Source organism: Streptomyces sp. NPDC002403 (genome assembly GCF_053593015.1).
Map to the genome: position 1 here is coordinate 1 of NZ_JBSFBQ010000022.1, position 17,548 is coordinate 17,548.

The 17,548-nt window shown below is 70.3% G+C and carries 16 protein-coding genes and 1 pseudogene; 4 read left to right on the forward strand and 13 right to left on the reverse strand.

Going from position 1 to position 17,548, the window contains the following annotated elements; genetic code table 11:
- Positions 1 to 60: 60 nt before the first annotated feature.
- From ACWCPY_RS23275 to ACWCPY_RS23315, 9 genes are all read right to left on the reverse strand, one after another.
- The gene (locus ACWCPY_RS23275; protein ID WP_451267852.1) at positions 61 to 906 is read right to left on the reverse strand and encodes a serine hydrolase; all 846 of its coding nucleotides are present in this window, start codon (positions 904 to 906) and stop codon (positions 61 to 63) included.
- Positions 903 to 2,522 carry an N-acyl-D-amino-acid deacylase family protein gene (locus tag ACWCPY_RS23280; protein ID WP_451267854.1) on the reverse strand — a complete coding sequence of 540 codons (1,620 nt, stop codon included), beginning with the start codon at positions 2,520 to 2,522 and terminating at the stop codon, positions 903 to 905. The genes ACWCPY_RS23275 and ACWCPY_RS23280 overlap by 4 nt, the downstream gene beginning before the upstream one ends.
- Positions 2,522 to 3,295 (reverse strand): amino acid ABC transporter ATP-binding protein, encoded by a 774-nt coding sequence (locus ACWCPY_RS23285; protein ID WP_451267856.1) that lies wholly within the window; start codon positions 3,293 to 3,295, stop codon positions 2,522 to 2,524. Before ACWCPY_RS23285 ends, ACWCPY_RS23280 begins: the two co-directional genes overlap by 1 nt.
- Positions 3,292 to 4,266 carry an amino acid ABC transporter permease gene (locus ACWCPY_RS23290; protein WP_451267858.1) on the reverse strand — a complete coding sequence of 325 codons (975 nt, stop codon included), beginning with the start codon at positions 4,264 to 4,266 and terminating at the stop codon, positions 3,292 to 3,294. Before ACWCPY_RS23290 ends, ACWCPY_RS23285 begins: the two co-directional genes overlap by 4 nt.
- A gap of 8 nt (positions 4,267 to 4,274) precedes the next feature.
- Positions 4,275 to 5,159 (reverse strand): ABC transporter substrate-binding protein, encoded by an 885-nt coding sequence (locus ACWCPY_RS23295; protein ID WP_451267860.1) that lies wholly within the window; start codon positions 5,157 to 5,159, stop codon positions 4,275 to 4,277.
- Between the two features lie 623 nt (positions 5,160 to 5,782).
- A complete protein-coding gene (locus tag ACWCPY_RS23300; protein ID WP_451267862.1) occupies positions 5,783 to 6,343 on the reverse strand; it encodes a hypothetical protein in 561 nt (186 codons plus the stop codon).
- Between the two features lie 255 nt (positions 6,344 to 6,598).
- Positions 6,599 to 7,579 (reverse strand): phosphotransferase family protein, encoded by a 981-nt coding sequence (locus ACWCPY_RS23305; RefSeq protein WP_451268015.1) that lies wholly within the window; start codon positions 7,577 to 7,579, stop codon positions 6,599 to 6,601.
- A 123-nt stretch (positions 7,580 to 7,702) separates the two neighbouring features.
- Positions 7,703 to 8,302, reverse strand: a complete 600-nt coding sequence (locus ACWCPY_RS23310; RefSeq protein WP_451267864.1) for a cysteine hydrolase family protein — start codon at positions 8,300 to 8,302, stop codon at positions 7,703 to 7,705.
- A gap of 102 nt (positions 8,303 to 8,404) precedes the next feature.
- Positions 8,405 to 9,649 (reverse strand): MFS transporter, encoded by a 1,245-nt coding sequence (locus ACWCPY_RS23315; RefSeq protein ID WP_451267866.1) that lies wholly within the window; start codon positions 9,647 to 9,649, stop codon positions 8,405 to 8,407.
- Between the two features lie 140 nt (positions 9,650 to 9,789).
- Between ACWCPY_RS23315 and ACWCPY_RS23320 the strand changes: the two genes are divergently transcribed.
- Positions 9,790 to 10,728 carry a LysR family transcriptional regulator gene (locus ACWCPY_RS23320; RefSeq protein WP_451267868.1) on the forward strand — a complete coding sequence of 313 codons (939 nt, stop codon included), beginning with the start codon at positions 9,790 to 9,792 and terminating at the stop codon, positions 10,726 to 10,728.
- A gap of 41 nt (positions 10,729 to 10,769) precedes the next feature.
- Here the strand turns inward: ACWCPY_RS23320 and ACWCPY_RS23325 are convergent, their stop codons facing one another.
- Positions 10,770 to 11,504: a helix-turn-helix domain-containing protein gene (locus ACWCPY_RS23325; protein WP_451267870.1), complete on the reverse strand. Its 735-nt coding sequence runs from the start codon at positions 11,502 to 11,504 to the stop codon at positions 10,770 to 10,772.
- Between the two features lie 223 nt (positions 11,505 to 11,727).
- On the opposite strand from ACWCPY_RS23325, the gene ACWCPY_RS23330 reads away from it, so the two are divergent.
- Positions 11,728 to 12,396, forward strand: coding sequence for a DUF4097 family beta strand repeat-containing protein (locus ACWCPY_RS23330; protein WP_451268017.1), 669 nt, complete (start codon positions 11,728 to 11,730; stop codon positions 12,394 to 12,396).
- 310 nt (positions 12,397 to 12,706) lie between these two features.
- Here the strand turns inward: ACWCPY_RS23330 and ACWCPY_RS23335 are convergent, their stop codons facing one another.
- Positions 12,707 to 13,330, reverse strand: a complete 624-nt coding sequence (locus tag ACWCPY_RS23335; RefSeq protein WP_451267872.1) for a TetR/AcrR family transcriptional regulator — start codon at positions 13,328 to 13,330, stop codon at positions 12,707 to 12,709.
- 258 nt (positions 13,331 to 13,588) lie between these two features.
- Here ACWCPY_RS23335 and ACWCPY_RS23340 point away from each other — a divergent pair, with 258 nt between their 5' ends.
- Positions 13,589 to 13,993, forward strand: coding sequence for a pyridoxamine 5'-phosphate oxidase family protein (locus ACWCPY_RS23340; RefSeq protein ID WP_451267874.1), 405 nt, complete (start codon positions 13,589 to 13,591; stop codon positions 13,991 to 13,993).
- A gap of 25 nt (positions 13,994 to 14,018) precedes the next feature.
- Positions 14,019 to 14,897 (forward strand): annotated as a pseudogene (locus ACWCPY_RS23345) (haloalkane dehalogenase); the annotation flags it as partial.
- Positions 14,898 to 14,964: 67 nt separating this feature from the next.
- Here ACWCPY_RS23345 and ACWCPY_RS23350 read toward each other — a convergent pair.
- On the reverse strand, positions 14,965 to 15,984 hold the full coding sequence (locus tag ACWCPY_RS23350) for a proline racemase family protein (RefSeq protein WP_451267876.1): 1,020 nt from the start codon (positions 15,982 to 15,984) through the stop codon (positions 14,965 to 14,967).
- A 523-nt stretch (positions 15,985 to 16,507) separates the two neighbouring features.
- Entirely contained in the window at positions 16,508 to 17,176 is a 669-nt protein-coding gene (locus ACWCPY_RS23355; protein WP_451267878.1) for a response regulator transcription factor, read from the reverse strand.
- Between the last annotated feature and the right edge of the window lie 372 nt (positions 17,177 to 17,548).

Here is a 17,548-nt window from a genome sequence, read left to right on the forward strand (position 1 = left end):
GGTGGTGCCAGAGATCTTGCGGGACGACCGGATTCTGCCGCCGTCGGGCCGAGCGGCCTCTCAGGCGTCGGCCGGGCGCCCGGAACAGGCAGCGAGGGTCCGGCCCACGTCCCGAATGGCGTGCACCGCGGCCCGCTCGGTGCTCGGGCCCAGCGCCGTGTCCCAATGCGCCACCACCGCGTACGCCAGCCGGCGCCTGCCGATGATGACACCGGCGTCGGCACGGACCCCGGTGTCGGTGCCGGTCTTGTTGGCCACCAGGAGCCCGTCGCGCAGCGGCTCGGGAAAGCCCGGGTCGTACGGGTCGTGGTCGACCAGCGCGGGCACCAGACCGTGATCCGTGTTGGAACGCATCCAGCGCAGCAGCCGGGCCGAGGACGCCGGGCTGCTCATGGTGCCGCGCACCGCGTGTGTGACCAGCCGCGCCAGGTCGTGTGCGGTGCCGGTGGCGAAGACGGGCGGCACGTCCGGGCCACGGACGTCGCGGACCCTGTCGTGCAGCGTGAGGTGATCGAGCCCGAGCTCCCGCGCGAGCCGGGCCGTGGACTCGCGCCCCACGAGACGCAACAGCGCGTTGGTCGCGGTGTTGTCGCTCACCGAGGCGGTCAGCCAGGCCAGGTCCTCGACGGTCCAGCCGCGCCCGCTCAGCCGGCGCAGCAGCCCGGTCCCTTCCGCCAGGTCCTCGTCCAGCACCTCCACGACGTGGCCGGCGGGCAGCTCCCCGGTGTCCAGCCGGCGCGCGACCTCGGCGAGCAGCAGCAGCTTCGAGGCGGACGCCACCGGCAGCACGGTGCGCTCGTCCACCCCCACCGCGCCGCCGCCGTCGATGTCGACGGCGGCGACGGCCAGGGTGAGCGGCAGCGCGGCCGAACGCCGCGCCGCCGCGGCCACTTGGGCCAGACTCATCGGATTCTCACCACTTCTCCCGCCCGCGCCGAGGTCGGGCAGCCATCTCTGGCCGCGACCCGCCCCGACACCACGACGATATCGATGCCCTCGGGAGCCAGCAGGGGGCGGTCGAAGTCGGCGGTGTCGCGCACCGACGCAGGGTCGAGCACGACCAGATCGGCGAGGGCGCCGTCGCGGACCGTGCCGCGGCCGGTGAGTCCGAAGCGCCCGGCAGGCAGTCCGGTCATCTTGTGCACCGCGCTCTCCAGCGGCAGCAGTTGCTCGTCGCGGCTGTATCGCCCGAGCACCCGGGCGAAACTCCCCGCCCAGCGCGGATGCGGGCGACCTGGTTTGGGAACGCCGTCCGAACCGATCATCGACAACGGGCTGGCGATGACCCGGCGGACATCGTCCTCCCGCATGGAATGACTGATGATGGTCACTTCGCCCTGCTCGGCCAGCAGCAGATCGCACGCCTGGTCGACGGGATCGACGCCGCGCTCGGCCGCGAGGTCGGCGATGCTGCGCCCCTCGGCCTCGGGGTGCGTCTGTGCGGCGGCCACCGAGATGAGGTCCCAGCCGCCGTTTCCCACCGTGTTCTCCCACCCTTCGACGCCCCGAGCGATGTCGGTTCTGATCCGGTCGCGCGTCTCGGCCAGACGCAGCCGTTCCAGCAGGGCGCCGACGCCGCCCTCGCTCGCCCACGGGGGCAGCATGGCATGCAGGACGGTGCTTCCCGCCGTGTACGGATACACGTCGCACAGCACGTCCACGCCTTCGGCGCGGGCCCGTTCCAGACGGGGCAGGGTACGCAGTGTGGCGCCCCAGGCGCGCCGGCCCGCGGTCTTGTGGTGGGAGATCTGCAAGGAGGCACCGGAGCGCACCGCGATATCCAGGGCCTCCTCCAGGGCGGACTCCACCTGTGACATCTCGTCGCGCAAGTGAGTGACGTAGGGCTTGCCGTGACGGGCGGCGACCCTGGCCAGCGCGACGATCTCCTCGGTGTCGGCATAGGTACCGGGAGGGTAGATCAGCCCGGTGGACAGACCGGCAGCCCCCTGGGACAGCGCCCGGTCGAGCAGGGCGCACATGGTGTCCAGCTCGTCGGGCCGGGGCGGCCGGGCCTCGAAGCCCATCACTCCGGCGCGCAGTGTGCCATGGCCGACCAGCGAGGCGATATGGGTGCGGCGCAGGGCGGGGTCCTGCCCGGCGGCGAACGCGTCGAAGTCCTCGGCGGGCCGCACCGGTCCGAGCCCGAACGTCACCCTGAGATGCTCGGCGAGGTCCGGCAGCCGCCGGGGGAGCGAGGGGAACAGGCTGGTCCCGCAGTTGCCGGAGATCTCCGTGGTGACGCCCTGGAGCAGCGGAGCGAGACGGAGGTCATCGATCGGCGCCGTGGCACCGCCGGCCCCGTGGGGCGCCGCGAGGGCGTCGGAGTGCGTGTGCACGTCGATGAAGCCGGGGGCGACGACCCGCCCGGTCACATCCAGGGTCTCGGCGGCCGAGGCGGGAGCGCCGGAGGGGAGTACGGCGATCCGTCCGTCCACCACCGCGATGTCCGCCTCCCGGGCGGGTGCGCCGGTTCCGTCCACGAGCGTGCCGCCGCGCAGCAGCAGGTCGAGGGGGCGGCCCATCACAGCACCGTCGACAGGAAGGCCCGCGTGCGGTCGTGCCGCGGGGCGGTGAACAGCAGATCCGGGCTCCCGGCCTCGACGACGGCGCCGCGGTCCATGAACAGGACCCGATCGGCGACCTCGCGGGCGAAGCCCATCTCGTGGGTGACCACGACCATCGTCATCCCGCTGCGGGCCAGATCGCGCATGACGCCGAGCACCTCGCCGACGAGTTCGGGATCGAGGGCGGAGGTGGGTTCGTCGAAGAGCATGAGGGCAGGCTCCATGGCCAGTGCACGGGCGATCGCCACGCGCTGCTGCTGCCCGCCGGACAACTGCTCCGGGTAGTGGTCCGCCCGGTCCGCGAGACCGACCTCGGCCAGCAGCTCGCGTGCCTGCTTCTCTGCCTGCGCACGGGGCCGGCCCTTGACGGCGACCGGACCCTCCATCACGTTCTGCACCGCTGTGCGGTGCGGGAACAGGTGGAACCGCTGGAACACCATGCCGATCCGCTCGCGTTGCCGCCGGACGTCCCGGGCGCGTCGCTCGCGCAGCACCCGGCCGGACGGGCCGTGCTGTTCGTAGCCGACCAGCTCGCCGTCCATCCACACCCGCCCCGCGTCGATCCGCTCAAGGTGGTTGAAGCAGCGCAGCAGTGTGGATTTCCCGGACCCGGAGGGGCCGATGACACAGAGCACCTCACCGCTGCGGACGTCGAGGTCGATGCCCTTCAGCACCTCGGTGTCACCGAACCTCTTACGGACCCCGCGGGCCCTGAGGATCACGTCGTTCATGCCGCTGCTCCCTTCTTGGCGCGTCCGGGCAGGAGATTGGCCAGGACCCTGCTCCGTAGCACGGGAGCGGCTCCGGGGCTGTAGCGGCGCTCGACGGCGTGCTGGCCGATGGTGGCGATCGTGGTGAGCACGAGGTACCAGAGCGAGGCCACCAGGAGCAGCGCGACCACTTCGAAGTTGGCGAGGTAGAGGTGCTGGGACACGGTCATCAGATCGGCTCCGGCGATGACCGAGACCAGCGAGGTCGTCTTGAGCATGGAGATGAACTGGTTGCCGAACGGCGGAATGATGACGCGCATCGCCTGCGGAAGGATGACCCGGGACAGGATCTGACGGTTCGACATCCCGATGGAGGCGCCTGCTTCGCGCTGGCCGGGATCCACGCTCTGAATGCCGGCCCGCACGATCTCGGCCGTGTAGGCGCCCTCGTTGATGGAGAGACCGAGGAGCGCGGCCACGAAACCGGTGATCACCTGGTTGGACTGCCAGCTGATGAGCTTGGGGCCGTCGAACGGGATTCCGATGCTGATCACCGGGAACAGCAGGGCCAGGTTGAACCAGAAGATGAGCTGGACCAGCAGCGGGGTGCCCCGGAAGAACCAGGTGTAGGCACCGGCGGTGAGCCGCAGCACCGGGCTGTCGGACAACTGCATCACCGCGACGACGATTCCGATCGCGATGCCGAGGACCATCGAGACGAGGGTGAGCTGAACGGTCACCCAGAGGCCTTCGAGGATCACGCCGTCGAACTGGTACTTGGCGACGATGTCCCAGTGAAGATTGGGGTTGACGATGACGGTGTAGGCGAGCCACACCGCGAACAGCGTGGCGGCGAGGACCGCGAGCCAGCGACCGGGGCGAGGGCGTCCGGTCACCTGGAGGGAGAGGTCGTCCTCCTGCGGCGCTTCGTCGGCGAGGATGACATCCGGCTCCCCTCCGGGAACCGGGCCGGGTATTTTCTGGTGGTTCATGTCGGTTCTCACTGCCCGTCGTTGACGGTCGCCTCGGATACGGCGCTGTCGCCGACTCCCCAGGTTTCGAGGATCTTCCGGTAGCCGCCGTTGTCGATGAGTTCCTGCAGGGCCTTGCGGACGGCGTCACGCAGTCCGCCCTGGCTCTTCGCGGACGCGATGCCCCAGGGGGCGGTGCCGTACTGCTCCGGCAGGACTTCGTACGCACTGCTCTTCTTCGTGAACATCTTGGCGACGGGATAGTCGACGATGGTCGCGACCGCGCGTCCGCTGTCCAGTTGCAGCAGCCCGGTCGGTGCGTCCTCGCTCTGCGAGATCCGCATCTTCTCCTGGCACTTGGCGTTCTGTTCCTCGCCGATGTGGAGGTTGGAGCTGCCCTTGGCGAGGACCACGGTCTTTCCGCAGAGGTCCGCGAGCGACTTGATGCCCTGCGGGTTGCCCTGCTTCGTCATGATGACTCCGCCGGTGCGGAAGTAGTCGACGAAGTCGACCGCCTGGCGCCGCTGGGCACTGTCGGTCATGGACGACATGACCAGGTCGAACCGTCCGGACTCCAGCCCGGGGATCAGTCCGTCGAAGGCGGCATTGGTGAGTTCGAGCTTCAGCCCGAGCCGCTCGGCAAGGGCCTTGGCCAGATCGGGGTCGACGCCGGTGAGCCGGGTGGTGCCGGACTCGTACATCTCCATCGGCGGATAGCCGACCGCGGTGGCCACCCGGAGCACGCCCTTCTGCCGGTACTGATCCGGCAGCAGCTCGGCCGCGGTCCGGCCGGAGGCGGCCCGGGACTCGGCTCCGGACGGGGCGTCGCCCTGACCGGAACGCCCACAGGCGGTGGCCATGAGGGCCACCACGGCCAAGGCTGCCAGACAGCGCAGAGAACGGGGACGATTCATTGGATTTCTCCCTCACGGGTGGCGGTGCGCCGATGCTGGCAGTCGCACTCCCGTGAATGGAAGATGATGAAGCCATTCACGCCTGACCATCGAAATCTGTACGGGTCCGAGCTGTGTCCGTTGTTGTGCCCGACGGTCCTGGACCGAGGGAGCCGCGGTGACGAGCAGGAACGGATGGGCACCGGCCCTGACGGGGTGCCCCCTGGTCGAGTTCTTGGGAAGGACAGCGCTCCAAGGGTGGGGGTCGGCCGCCGTCGTGTCGGTGCTGCCGTGTACCCGGGTGGCCCCGGTGAGGGCGGCGATCCCTGGGTGTTCACCTCGCGGGACTGGCTCGACTCCGGTGATCCGGTGACCGCGGGTCACGAGCACGAAGCGGAACGGCGTCACCGGATGGGGTCTCCGACCACCTGGCGCGGACCAGCGCGTATCCAGCGCATGAGGAAGCGCCGGCCTTCGACTACGACGGAGCGAGCCTTCTTCGCTCCAGCCGGCCCGGCTGGTGGGACCGCTTCTTCGGCTCCATGTGATCGCTGCGCGCGTGCCACCGATGTCGAGTCGGAATCGCGTGCCGTTCCGGCTCGGCTTCCGGGGCGCTGCCGCCCGTCCGGGCCACGGGCGCGCCGTCAACCCGGGAAGGGGGCGACCGCCTGGCCACCGGCCAGCTCATCGAGCCGTGCGGCCGCTTCGGCGTCGAGGAAGAAGAGCGTCATGGCCTGGCCATTGTGGCGGACATGAAAGCGCCGGTCCCCGTGTTCCAGCTCGTCGATGAGGTAGCCGACCACCATCAGGTCGGCCCAGTCGTCCCTGACTTCGATGGGCCAGTCGACCCGTCTGCCATCGGCCGTGTACTCGATCCACGCCTCCTCCGAGCCGAGGTCGACGTGGTCCCGCAGGCCGGACAGGGCGTCCGGCAGGCCCGCGATTCGGCACAGCTGCCGGGCGATCGTCACGTACGAACCCCGGCCGCGGACGCATTCGGTGTCGAAGTGCCACGCCCGGTCGCAGAACCATCGCTCCCAAGGCTCGTCCTCGACCGCGCAGCCCAGAGCGAACAGCACCAGGTCGAACGGCTTGCGCTCGTAGGCCTCCCGCGGCCACGAGTACAGCAGCTCGTCGACGGTCCGGCCGACCGCGAGCGGCAGTCCCAGCTCAGCCAGTCTGTCCAACTGATCTTCAAGACGCATGCCCGGGATCGTAACCGCCGCTTCGGACATCCCTCGGGCGCGGTGAGGCCGGCCGGGCACCTGGGGTGCCGCACCTCTTGGTCCTGCACGCGCGGCACGGCCCCGGTGATGCCCGGGGCCTCGCGAACATTCAGCGCGCGGGCACGCACGTGCACCGGCCGACTCGCGCCGAGTTCCGCTCCGGCGACCCGGTCTCCGACACGGCGGCCCGACCCCGCCGGTCGGCTGACCGGCACGAACCCGCAGGTCGCATCTTCAACCCGACGCGACCAGCGCCAGCGCCTCGTTCAGGTGGTGCTCGGCGACGCCCAGCATGAACTCCCGGTCGGGGAAATCACCGTCGAGCAGGCGCAGTGGGCCGGCTGTCAGCGACAGGTGCTGGGTGAGCCTGTAGAGCGCGAGGCGGTCCGCGTCGAGGCCGTCCACCGTCAACTGCCGGTACTGGCTGTTGGTATGGCGGAGGCGTAGGAACACATGCTCCCACTCGACGTCGAAGTACAGCAGGTTCTCGATGTCGATCACGACGGGATGGCCGTCCCGGTCGACCATGACATGGTCCAGGCCCAGCTCGCCGTGGACGACGGAGTACTCGGCGCGCGGCCGCACCGCGGCGGTCAGCTGACGCAGCCGCTCCTCCAACTGATCGCGGGCGTCGGCGATCCTGTGATCGCGCGCGGCCGCCTCGGCCAGGCAGCGCAGCGCGAAGACGAGCGCTGCCTGCTCGCACGAGGCCGACCGCGATGTGCCGCCCGCGTCGATCAGGGCGACCTTGCCGAAGGCCGGCGCCCGGTGGCCGCGCATCATTGCCAGGCCCTCGACGAGGCGCGTCATGACCGGCTCCGCGGCGCGCGGGTCGCGGTTGCGCAGGTCCATCAGTTTCTCGCCGGGCACGTCCTCGACGATCGCGAGGTCGGCCGGGCAGTGGGTGCGGTCACGGTCGGTCAGGTGGATCTCAAGGACCCGAAGGCCCAGCGCCTCCAGCCGCGTGTGCGCGGCCTCGAACAGGTCGAGCCCGATGCCGGGCGAGAACGGGTCGGCGAGGTCGCCGTCGTGCTCGGTGGCCGGCCAGTAGTTCTCGGAGTCCTCCCACAGATAGGCGATCGCCGTCGTGGCGTCGTCCATCGTCAGCCGGTACACGCCCTTCGTCGTGCCGCCGGAGAGGCGCTCGACCGCCTCCAGCCGGCGCCCCCCGCCCAACGCGGCCCGTGCCGCACCCGCCAGTTGATCTCGCGTCACTTTCTTGGGTGCCACGCCCACGACCGCCTTCCGCCTCAATGACTGGGGCACCCTACGCGAGCCGGCGTTCAGCGTCGAACGAGTTTGCGCCGGTGGCCACGACAGGGGCGGAGGCCGTGGGGGCTACGAGGCCCGGAGCAAGGTACGCAGCTCGGCGGTGTCGATGATGTGGGCCCGGGAGGGGAAAACACGATGGAGCAGGACGTTGTGGACTTCGGCGTCCGGGTCGGCGACGCCGTCGGACAGGACGTAGAGCTGGTAGTCGCGGTCGGCCGCGTCGATGACCGTGGACAGGACGACACCGCTCGTACTGACGCCGGAGACGACCAGAGTGGTGATGCCACGCTCGCGCAGCTGCTGATCGAGGTCGGTGGTGGACATCGCCCCATAGCGGATCTTGCGCACGACGATGTCGCCGTCCTGGGGAGCAAGGCGCTCGTCGATGGCTGCGGCAGGATCCTCGTGGTGCATGACGCGGTGTTGGGCCAGCGGGGCGAACGACTTGTTGGAGGCCGGGATCGCGTCCCAGTCGGCCTCGGTGAAGCCGAGGCGTACGTGGGCGATGGTGCCGCCCTCGGCACGAACGTCGGCGACGGCCCCTTCCACGCGACCGAGCAGGGCTTCGCGGTCCTCGCCTTCGGGCAGAGCGGCCAGGATCGCGGGCTGGTAGTCCATGAGGAGAAGGGCGGTGTGCTCGGGATCGAGTGCGGGGGCAGTGTTCACGGGAGTGTTCTCCTTGATGGTGGTGTGCCGGGTCGACGCGGACGCGCACCGGCGGACCGCCTGCGGCCTGCGGGCCTCGGCGGTGAGTCGAGCGGCGGGGTGTCATGAGTGGCTGCGGGACGGCTCCGGCTCGTGCTGCGATGTCTGGCCGTGTCGGGGAAGCAGGAGCGGGGTGGCCAGGATGAGCAGTCCCGCGACCGTGAGAGCGGTGCGTGGGCCGGTGACGTCGGCGAGCAGCCCGCCGAGCGCGGTGAAGACGGCGATGGACGCCTGCTGGCCGATCGACCAGGCCGTCAGGGTGCGCGCGACGAGATGCTTGGGCGTGCGTTCGAGCCGGTACGTGGCGAGCACGGGGGTGTAGAGGCTCATGTTGATGATGATCGCCAGCTCGACGGCTATCACGGTGACGAGGCCGACGACCCCGGGACGGACGAAGGCCAGGCCGATCAGCCAGACGGCACGCAGGGTGCCGACGGTCCGGAAGACCCATTGCCGGCCGTACCGGGCCACGACACGGCGGGCCAGCCGGGAGCCGATGAGTCCGCCGACGCAGGGGGCGGCGAAGGCGAGGCCGTACTGCCAGGGCGGGAATCCGAGCTGGCGGAGCAGGAGCACGGCCAGCAGCGGTTCGGTGGCCATGATCAGGCCGGCGACGACCATCTGGTTGAGGTAGAGCGCCCGTAGTCCGGCATCGCCCATGATGTGTCGCCAGCCGTCAAGCACCGCGCCCGCCCGGACCGGGCTCTTGCCGGTCGGTTGCGGTGGTTCCTCCCGGCCGCGGATCGCGGTGATGCCGAGCGCGGAGAACAGGTAGCTGAGTGCGTCGGCCACCACGGTGGTGACCGGCCCGAACAGGCCGATCGCCGCCCCGCCCAGCGGTGGTCCGACCGCGATGGAGCTCCAATTGGTCGACTCGAAACGGGCGTTGGCGACGAGCAGGTCCTCCGGCCGGACGAGGGCCTTGAGGTAGGCGCCACTGGCCGCGTTGAACGCGATCTTGGCCGCGGCGACCACGACCGAGATCACGAGGAGCTGGACGAAACCGAGCAGGCCGAAGGCATAGGCGATCGGGATCGTCGCCATGACCGCGAACCGGGTCAGGTCCATCGTGATCATGACCGGGCGCTTGCGCCGGAACTCCACCCACGGCGCGAGTGGCACCGCGATCAGCGCGCCCATCGCGGGCCCCACCGCAGACAGCGCGGACACCTCGGCGGGGCCGGCATGCAACACCAGCACCGCGATCAGTGGCAATGCCCCGAACCCCAGCCCGGACCCGTACGCGCTCACCGCGTATGCCGCCCACAGCCAGCCGAACTGCCGACCCAATCGTGTTCTGTCCACCATGCTCGGTCCGCTCCCCTCGACGTTCCATCCGAACAAACCAGCGTTGACCGATGAGAGCTAAGCGGGCAGGGCAACAGCAGGTCAAACAACCGCCCTGCCTGTTTTTCACAACTGTCTGTTGTTAACTAAAGTGGCTTGGCATGGATCTCGAAGCTGTACGCACCTTCGTCGCCGTCGCGGAAGCGGGCCAGTTCCAGAAGGCCGCCGACGACCTGTCGATCACCCAGCAAGCTGTCTCCAAGCGCATTGCCGCGCTGGAGCGCGATCTCGGCGTGCGGCTGTTCACCCGCACGCCGCGGCGCGGCTCCGAGCCCACCATCGACGGGCAGGCGTTCCTGCCCCACGCACGCGAGCTGCTGCGCGTCGCGGAGCGTGCGGGCGCGTCCGTGAGCCCCGGTCGCCGTCCGCTGCGCGTCGATGTGATCGCCTCGCGCAGCGCGCAGTCGGGTCTGATGCGCGGCTTCCACCGCGCACACCCCGAGATCGACCTCGACGTGATGATGCTGTTCGACATCGAGACGGCCGTCTCCGCCATCCGCTCCGGTGCGATCGACGCGTCCTTCCGCGCCGTCGTCGCGCCCGGCCGGCCCCTTCCCGAGGACATCGCGTCCGTCCGGGTGGTCGACGAGCCGCTCCAGCTCCTCACCGGCTCCGCCCACGCGCTGGCGGGCGCCCGGTCGGTGACCGTCGCGCAGCTCGTCGGGCACCGGATCTGGATGCCCGGCATCGTCCCCGGTACCGAGTGGGGTGCCTACTACGACGACCTCGTCGCCGAGTTCGGCCTCACTATCGAGGCGACCGGCCCCAACTTCGGCTCCGACGCGCTTCTCGACACCATCGCCGACACCCCGGCCCTGGCCACCTTCATGGGCAAGCACACCCGTCTCATCTGGCCCGCCGGCCACGGCCTGCGGCTCATCCCGGTGACCGACCCGATGCCCGTCTACCCGCACTCGCTCCTCTGGCACCGCGACAACCCCCACCCGGCGCTGGCCACCCTCCGCGCGCACCTGGCCGCCGCAACAGCCGGCCACGGTGCTGCGGGGACCTGGGTGCCGCGCTGGGTGATTCCACACTGAACAATGCGGCCGAGGCCGCCCGCTCGTGTTCCGACGCCGGCTCAGGTGTCGCTGTCCGAGCTCCGTTCGGGTTTGGTGTGGAGGATCTCGCGGGCCTGGTCGGCGGCGCGGGCGATGCTCTCGGAGACGAAGTCGACGAAGCGGGCGATGTTCTCCAGGCGGGCGGCGGCCGGGGTGCCGGAGCCGAGGACGCCGACGCCCTGTCGGGCGACCTCACCGAGCTGGGCGGTGGCGCGGGCGCCGGCGATCGTGGACTGGTACATGACGTCGTCGTCGACAACATAGCGTTCGCGGCGTCGTTCGTCGCGTTCCCGGCGGATGAGGCCCTGGCTTTCGAGGAACGTGACAGCTTTCGAGACGGACGCCGGGCTGACCTGGAGGCGTCCGGCCAGTTCGGAGGCGGTGAGGCTGCCGGCGTCGGTGGTGTAGAGACCGGCCAGCACCCGGGCCGTCATCTTGGGAAGCCCCGACTGCATGAAGACGGTGGTGAACGTCTCCTCGTACTCGCGTACGGCTTCGGCATCGCGTCCGTGGGCCTGCGGAGGGGTGCCGGGGTCCCGGGGCGCGGCCTTCCTGCGGCGGTGGGCGCGGTGTTCGGTGGCACGGTGGGCGAGGTCGGCGCGATAGGCGGTGGGGCCTCCGTTGCGCATGACTTCGCGGGTGACGGTCGAGGTCGGACGGTCGAGGCGCCTGGCGATCTCCGCGTAGGGGAGGCTGTCGGCCAGCCCCAGCGCGATCTGCTGGCGTTCCTGCTGGGTGAGTCTGCCTCCCGGCATCGTGGTCTCCTTCGTGGTCCGTGGAGTCTCCAGAGTAGCGTTCACCGTCGATCCATTGCAACGCGTGGAGTGAGGGTCGTTGCATTGAATCTCTGAATCATTGCAATGAATTCGCTGTGCTGAACTGCGATGATCGGTTTTATCTGCAACGACTTGATTGCCTGATCTGGAAATGCAACGTAGCTTTTCTGTCGTCAGAAACGACAAGCCGAAGGAAGCCATGATGCTGAAGTTCGACACCCCCACCCCGGTGACCGCCGTCCTCGACATCCCCGCCGGCCGTATCTGTTTCATCGCCGCCGACCGGGCCGACACCGCGGTCGAGGTCCTCCCCGCGAATGCCTCCAGGAGCCGCGATGTGAAGGCGGCGGAGCAGACCGAGGTCGTGTACGGCGACGGCATCCTGCGGATCAAGGGCCCGGAGCCGAAGAGTCAGATCCTCGGCCCTTGCGGATCCATCGAGGTGACGGTCCAGCTGCCCGCCGGCTCCCGGATCGAGGTGAAGGCGGCCCTCGCCGAGTTCCGGGGTGTCGGACGGCTCGGTGACGTCTTCTTCGAGGGTGCGCAGGGTGCGGTCAGGCTCGACGAGACCGGACGTGCCCGCCTCACCCTCCAGTCCGGGGACGTCTCGGTCGGCCGCCTGGGCGGCCCTGCCGAGATCAGCACCCAGAAGGGCGACCTCCGCATCACCGAGGCCGTGCGTGGCACGGTCGCACTGCGCACCGAGTACGGCGGGATCTCGGTCGGTGCCGCCCGCGGAGTCTCCGCCTCGCTGGACGCGGACACCTCCTACGGCCGGATCCACAACGCGCTCAAGAACACCGACGGCACCGCCGGCCTGAACATCCACGCGACCACCGCCCACGGCGACATCACCGCCCGCAGCCTGTAGGAGGGGTGCGCCCCGGGCGTGACGATCCCGTCCGGTCGGCGATCGCGTCCCTTCAGTTGAATCGCGAAACAGACCCGAGGGGGGTACACCACCGTGTCCGGCGCTCTTGCCGACCAGGACCGCCCGGAGCCGCAGATGGCCATCGAGGAGATGGTCGAGTCCGGCTGCACCGGGGTGACGATGCGCGTGACGGGGCCTCGCGAGCACCCGTGACACCGGTGATCACGAGGAGCTACGGGGGCGGGCCGCCCCCGCCCGTATCCGCAGCACCCCGAGCACGCGGGCGGGCCGCCGGGTGTGTCTCTGCCGGTCAGCTGCGGCGGCCCGCACCGGTGGCTGTCGCAATCCGCGGCCTCGGAGCCAGGGCCGCGTTCAGTGCCGGGGTGAGGATCCGGCGGATCTCGGACGGGGTGAGGGCGGCGGGGGTGGGGAGCGGGTTGAGGTAGCGGGTGTAGATGAGGCCGCCGAGGACCGTCACCACGGCCGTGGCGCGTGCGGTCGCGTCCCGGCCGCCGAGAAATTCAACAAGCCGGGCCAGCAGTTCATGTTCCAGGTACTCGCGGATCACTTCGGCGGCCTCGTCGCCCCGGGCGGTGAGCTGTCGGAAGTCGGCGTCCTCCCACAGGCCGGTCACCGCGTCGATCAGGCGGTCGGGGAGGGTGGCCGGATCGCCGCCGAGGACATCGTCCACCGCCAGCGCATTGGCGCACTGGAACTGCATCACGTCCGCGAACAGGCCCTTCTTCGAGCCGAAGTGGTACGCGATCAGCGCCGGGTCGACGCCGGCCGCCCCGGCCACCGCGCGCAGAGTGGTACGCCGGTAGCCGCGCTCCAGGAACAGTGCACGGGCCGCCGAGACGATCGACTCGCGGGTCGGCGGCTTGCCGCGTGGGCGGCCTCGGGTGCGGGCGGGGGCAGGGGCGGCGTTATTCATCAGCGTTGAGCCTGCGTTCGGTGACCGGGACAGTCAAGGGCGTTCCGCGAACCACACGAGGGGATGACCCGACATCATGCGAATCTCAGTCCTCGGCGCCAACGGACCGACCGACCGGCCGCCGCCTCACCGGCCTGGCCGTGAGCAAGCTGCGAGAACCGGGGGAGCGGCGGTACATCCGTACGGCCATGGGCGTCAACACCACGGTCGTGAGCCACACCTCGCCGAGTCGACCCGGTACGAGGGCGTGAAGGAGCAGTGAGCCACCCCGTATCCCAGCTCTCTCCCACCGGAAGGGCGTTCCTCACCCGCCCCTGCACGGCAACTCTCACCACCCTGCGCCCCGACGGCTCCCCGCACGTCACCCCCGTCCGATTCACTTTCGACCCGGCCACCGGCCTGGCCCGGGTGACCACCCGGGCGGGAGCGCGCAAAGCCCGGAACGCGGCGGCGGGCAGCCCGTCGGCCCGTGTCGCGCTCTGCCAGGCGGACGGTTTCCGCTGGCTCACCCTCGAAGGCCGGGCCACCGTGACCGACAACCCCGCATGCCTGGCCGAGGCGATCCGCCGCTACACCGCCCGCTACCACGCGGCCCCGCCCGCCCCGCCGGACCTGGCCGTCATCGAGATCGCCGTCGACCGCGTCCTGACCCTCAACCTCTGAATCCCCGTACGGAAAGCGAAGAGACACCACGATGCCCACCCTCCCCGTCCTCGACTCCACCCTCCACTACCGTGAGTCCGGCGACCCCGACGGCCTGCCGTTCGTTTTCCTGCACGGCAACCCCACCTCCTCGCACCTGTGGCGAAACGTCCTGCCAGGGGTGGCCGCGCCCGGCCGGCGTCTGCTCGCCCCCGACCTCATCGGCATGGGCGACTCCGGCAAGCCCGATCTCGCCTACTCCTTCGACGACCACGCCCGCTACCTCGACGCCTGGTTCGACGCCCTCGGCCTTGCCGAGGCCGTCCTCGTCGGCCACGACTGGGGCGGCGCACTCGCCTTCGACCGCGCCGCCCGTCTCCCGGACCGCGTGCGCGGCCTCGCCTTCACCGAGACGATCATCAAGCCGCTGGTCGGCGACGAATTCCCGGCGGCGGGCCGGGAGCTGTTCGCCCTGCTGCGTACCCCCGGGGTGGGGGAGGAGATGATCCTGGAGAAGTCACTGTTCGTCGAGGGACTCCCGGGCACGCTCGCCACACCGCTCGACCCCGCAGACCTGGCGGCCTACCGCCGCCCCTTCCCGACCCCGCACAGTCGCCGCCCGGTACTGGCGTGGACGCGGATGATGCCTCTGGACGGCGAACCCGCCGACGTCGTGGCCCGCGTCGAACACTACGACGCCTGGCTGGCCGCGAGCCCCGAAGTCCCCAAGCTGCTCGCCGCGTTCGAGCCGGGCCCGGGCGCGATGACCGGCCGGGGGACGGTGGCCTGGTGCGAGGAGAACATCGCGGGCCTGGAGGTCTCCCGCCACGGCCTGGCCGGCCACCACTCCCCGGAGGACCGCCCCGAGGAGCTCGCCGCGGCGATCAACGCCTGGGCGGACCGCCATGGACTGGCCCGCGAATAGCGGCCCTTACCCCTCTCGCTGTGCACCGGCACGGCGCACCCATGTGTCCGGCCGGCCGGCAGGGCGGTCACCGCAGGACGAAGCCGGTGCCCAGGTCGTCTCCGGGATCGAGCTCGAAGCGGTGCTCACCGGTCCGGTACGCCCTCCCCGTGACCTCCGCAACGACGGCGGGGTAGGTGCCGACGGACAGCTCCGTGACGATCCGCGCGTGGAAGCGGGTGCCGACGATCGAATCGTGGACGAGTGTCTGGCCCGGCTTCAGGCGACCGGTCGCCGCGAGCACGGCGACGCGGGAACAGGTGCCGGAGCCGCATGGGGAACGATCGACCTGGCCGTCGGCGAAGACGGTGACGTTGCGCTGGTGCGGGTTGCCGTTCTCGTCCATGCCGAGGTCGTCGTACAGGATGGTGCCGTAGATGCCGCTGAGGCGGTCGTCGACGGGGTGCCGGGCATGCTCGCTCTCGTTCAGCGCCCATTTGACCTCGCGTCCGATCGCGATGAGGCCGGAGTAGTGCTCGGGGGTGACGGCCAGTCCCGCGCCGGCGGCGTCCAGGTGTGCGTAGATGGCGCCGCCGTAGGCGACATCGACGACGACGTCCCCGTAGGACGTGGCGACGGTGACGCCTTCGGCGAGCCGGTAGCCGGGAACGTTGACGAAGTCGACCCCGGTGATCTGTTCGCCGGAGGTGTGCACGCGCAGGCTGACCCGGCCGGAGGGAACGTCGATGACGACCGTGGTGATGCCGGAGGGGTCGCGGGCGACGCGTCCGGTCTGCAGGGCCCAGGCGGCGAGCGCGATGGAACCGTGGCCGCAGGCTGTTGAGAAGCCGTCCTTGTGCCAGAACAGCACCCCGAAGTGAGCGCCCTCGTCATCGGGTGGGGTGATGAACCCGCCGTACATGTCGGCGTGTCCGCGGGGCTCGAAGCACAGCAGCTTGCGCAGGTTGTCCACGTCGGGATCGCCGATGGCGAACATACGACGTTCGGCGACTGTGGCCCCTTCGATGGCGACCGGCGGCTCGGGGACGATGCGGAACGGTTCACCGCCGGTGTGGTAGTCGGTGGTGACTACCTGATGGATGGTCATGAGGTCCTCCACGGAGCTGGTGAGGGCAGGGCGTGAGGCCGCCGGAACCGAATCGGTGCCGACGCACTCCGCCGGTTCGGGATCACGTGGGTCGGGAGCCGAGGCGAGCACGGCGGAGAGGACCCGGGGAACCCGGTGCCGGAGAGCGCCTCTTCGAGTTCGGCGTCACAACCCTCCCCTCGGCGGCGACGGAGGCATTCCGGCGCTGCTCGTGCACCCTCTCTGCCGCCGTTCGGCGGCGGCTCCCGGACGGTATCCCGTACTGCGTACGCCAGGTGCCCAGGAGTGTCACTGGCGTAGATCGGCCACAACAGTCATGACCGGAGTCGTCGGCAATGACCCTTTCCCGACCTGATGGTGCGACAGGCCGAGGTGAACGAAGGAGGCTGCACGCGGCGGCGGAGCTCCAGGGGAACGTCAGGGCTGTCATGGCCTGGTGGCTCGCAGCCCCGGCATGAGTTCGGCCAAGGCAGGGGCAGGCAGGGACAGCGGCCGGCCCAGAGCTCATCGCCAGGGCTGTGTGTCAGGCAGGGTCGACCAGGCGGAAGCCGATCCTGCGGACGGTCTGGATCGGGTCCGGGGGACCGAGCCGACGGCGAAGTCGGCCGATCAGCGCGTCGACCGGGTCGGGTTCCGGCTGGTGCCGTTCGGCGGCGCAGTACTCGGCCAGCCGGTCGCGGGTGACCAGTGCGCCGCCGGCCAGCATCAGGGCCCGAAGGACCGCGGCCTCCGGAACGGTCAAGGGCAGTGGTACCCCGGCGTTGGTGAACACATCGTCGTGTCGGCTCCACTCCAGGGCGCCGAAGCATATCCGGGACTTCTGGGCCGGAACCACGGGTGCGCGGCAGAGGCCGCGCATCCGGGCGGCCAGTTCGTCGGTGCTGAAGGGCTTGACCAGATAGTCGTCCGCGCCCTGCTCGATGAGGGCCGCACGTTCGGCGCGCGAATCGAGCGCGGTGAGCATCAGGACCGGGCGGGTCCAGCCGGCCCGGCGGTGGGCGGCGACCAGACGCAGGACGTCTCCGTCGGGCTGCGCCCGGTCGGCAACGAGGCCGTGACACTCGATGCCGCCCAACTTGAGGTCGGCGTCGGTGAGGTCGGCAGCCACCTCGACATCGAAGCCGATCCCGTTCAGGCACTCGGCGATCACTGCCGCAAGCTGTGAGTCGTGCTGCACGACGAGTATGCGCATGCCGTCCGATACTAGGGCTTGCCCGGTCGGCCTGGTCCTACGCCGAGCGCGGCGCGATCCAGCCGAAGTGGTCCCGGGCGCCGGCGCGCGTTCGTTGCTCGGCAGTCACGCCGGCCGCCCCGGCTTCGCCATGCCGGCCCTGGACGACAGCGTCTGGCTCATCGCCGACACGTATGAATCGGGTGCAGGCGTGTACGCGGTACGTGACCCCGCCCTTTCGCCAGGGGTCCTGCGGGATTTGGAGTGGCTCGCCAGGGACGACATCCACAAGGACCGGGAGTTCCGACGTGAAGTGACCGCCTGGCTGGAGCGCAGGCAACAGTCCTGGACAGCGGGTCCGGACGTCGTCGAGCGGAGGAGCCCGCATCGCCG

Excerpts from the sequence above, each read along its gene's own strand:
- ACWCPY_RS23275 (WP_451267852.1), bottom strand. The coding sequence starts at position 906 with ATGAGTCTGGCCCAAGTGGCCGCGGCGGCGCGGCGTTCGGCCGCGCTG.
- ACWCPY_RS23280 (WP_451267854.1), bottom strand. The coding sequence starts at position 2,522 with ATGGGCCGCCCCCTCGACCTGCTGCTGCGCGGCGGCACGCTCGTGGAC.
- ACWCPY_RS23285 (WP_451267856.1), bottom strand. The coding sequence starts at position 3,295 with ATGAACGACGTGATCCTCAGGGCCCGCGGGGTCCGTAAGAGGTTCGGT.
- ACWCPY_RS23290 (WP_451267858.1), bottom strand. The coding sequence starts at position 4,266 with ATGAACCACCAGAAAATACCCGGCCCGGTTCCCGGAGGGGAGCCGGAT.
- ACWCPY_RS23295 (WP_451267860.1), bottom strand. The coding sequence starts at position 5,159 with ATGAATCGTCCCCGTTCTCTGCGCTGTCTGGCAGCCTTGGCCGTGGTG.
- ACWCPY_RS23300 (WP_451267862.1), bottom strand. The coding sequence starts at position 6,343 with ATGCGTCTTGAAGATCAGTTGGACAGACTGGCTGAGCTGGGACTGCCG.
- ACWCPY_RS23315 (WP_451267866.1), bottom strand. The coding sequence starts at position 9,649 with ATGGTGGACAGAACACGATTGGGTCGGCAGTTCGGCTGGCTGTGGGCG.
- ACWCPY_RS23320 (WP_451267868.1), top strand. The coding sequence starts at position 9,790 with ATGGATCTCGAAGCTGTACGCACCTTCGTCGCCGTCGCGGAAGCGGGC.
- ACWCPY_RS23325 (WP_451267870.1), bottom strand. The coding sequence starts at position 11,504 with ATGCCGGGAGGCAGACTCACCCAGCAGGAACGCCAGCAGATCGCGCTG.
- ACWCPY_RS23330 (WP_451268017.1), top strand. The coding sequence starts at position 11,728 with ATGCTGAAGTTCGACACCCCCACCCCGGTGACCGCCGTCCTCGACATC.
- ACWCPY_RS23335 (WP_451267872.1), bottom strand. The coding sequence starts at position 13,330 with ATGAATAACGCCGCCCCTGCCCCCGCCCGCACCCGAGGCCGCCCACGC.
- ACWCPY_RS23350 (WP_451267876.1), bottom strand. The coding sequence starts at position 15,984 with ATGACCATCCATCAGGTAGTCACCACCGACTACCACACCGGCGGTGAA.
- ACWCPY_RS23355 (WP_451267878.1), bottom strand. The coding sequence starts at position 17,176 with ATGCGCATACTCGTCGTGCAGCACGACTCACAGCTTGCGGCAGTGATC.